This is a genomic window from Brevibacillus fluminis (assembly GCF_003710825.1).
GTDB lineage: Bacteria > Bacillota > Bacilli > Brevibacillales > Brevibacillaceae > Brevibacillus_D > Brevibacillus_D fluminis.
Window position 1 is genome coordinate 1 of the sequence record NZ_RHHQ01000093.1, and the last position, 1,025, is coordinate 1,025.

2 protein-coding genes are annotated in these 1,025 nt (G+C 55.6%); one reads left to right on the forward strand and one right to left on the reverse strand.

The annotated features are described in order from the left end of the window. On the forward strand, positions 1-547 hold a 547-nt coding region (locus EDM56_RS31095), incomplete at its 5' end, for an SDR family NAD(P)-dependent oxidoreductase (protein ID WP_122921765.1). 6 nt (positions 548-553) lie between these two features. Here the strand turns inward: EDM56_RS31095 and EDM56_RS31100 are convergent. After that, positions 554-1,025: MFS transporter (locus tag EDM56_RS31100; RefSeq protein WP_183192662.1), on the reverse strand; the 472-nt coding region annotated here is incomplete at its 5' end.

The window sequence follows — 1,025 nt, forward strand, 5'->3', positions numbered from 1 at the left end:
TGGCCGCTGCGACTTTTTGTACAATAATGCCGGTGTCGCTGTCTTCAAGCCGTTTGCGGAGATGACATTGACCGAGCTTGCGGAAATGTTCCAGACCAATGTCGATGGCGTGCTTTACATGACACGCGCATTTTTACCAATGATGCAGCGTGCCAGTAGTGGGCACATTATCAATATCGCCTCACTCGCCGGGCAAGTCGCTTCAGCCAAAGCTGCGGTTTATGCCGCCTCCAAGGCTGCGATCATCCGCTTTAGCGAAGGATTGAGACAGGAGCTGATCGGAACAGGCATTCATGTCACCTGCGTCATGCCTGGACCGATCGATACGCCTTTTCTCGAGAAAGCGGACTCAGGCGGCTCCTATCGCCAAAATGTCCAAGCGTATCTGCTCTCGCCGGAGCATACGGCACATGCCATCATCCGCGCCGTCGCAAAAAAGCAGGCAGAGCTCCGGTTGCCGTGGAAGCTCAGCCTGCTGTCGATGCTGTATACCATGCTGCCCCAACGAATCAAGCGATGGGTCGCGCCTTTGATCAACCGCAAATGAAACCTACTAACGCAGCGCGCGGAAGGAAATGGCCCCCACGATCAGACAGGCGACAGCCGAGAGCCCGAACAAACCTGACACCTCCGTCACGGGAATGAGGAAGCCGGATGCGGCAGCCCCAAGCGGCATGCCCACTCCTGTGACGGTGCGGATCGAGGTAAAGACCCGCCCCAGCAAATGATTCGGCACATTGCGCTGCAAAAATGTCCGATACAGCGCTCCATATGGTGCATAGCAAAAACCTGCCAACGCCATAACGGCAACGGCGATCCAAAGCGTCGGCGCGAATGCGAGCGGCAATGTCGAGATACCCCACAGTACGATGATTCCCGATAAGGTTGAGCCGAGCGAAAACTTCCAGTTGATCAGTGAGAAAGCAAGTGTTCCCGAAAGCGATCCTGTTGCGAATGCCGACCAGAGCAAACCAAGCGAAGCCGAACCACCTGCTGATTGATTGGCAAACAACGGAAGTGCCACT